The organism is Mordavella massiliensis, assembly GCF_016901695.1.
Classification (GTDB): Bacteria; Bacillota; Clostridia; order Lachnospirales; family Lachnospiraceae; genus Claveliimonas; species Claveliimonas massiliensis_A.
The window spans coordinates 1-212 of the sequence record NZ_JACJKS010000138.1 but is presented as its reverse complement, the minus strand read 5'-3'; the positions used below and the strand labels follow the sequence as shown (position 1 = coordinate 212).

Here is a 212-nt window from a genome sequence, read left to right as displayed (position 1 = left end):
ACTGGAAGGAATGCCGCTGCGGCGAGAAAACTGAAGTGGGCGACCATACCTACGGCGAATGGAAAATAACAAAGGAGCCTACCACAACCGAAACAGGTTCCAGAGAACGCACCTGCTCCGTCTGCGAATATACGCAGGAAGAGACGATTCCGGTCCATACGCACGATGTTCACGATAAAGCATGGAAATATGATGATACTAATCACTGGCAG

The 212-nt window shown here is 50.0% G+C and carries 1 protein-coding gene; it reads left to right on the top strand.

The genetic code is table 11. The annotated features are described in order from the left end of the window. Positions 1-212, top strand: a 212-nt coding sequence (locus H6A20_RS13430; protein ID WP_204907566.1) for a hypothetical protein, incomplete at both ends; no start/stop codon positions are given.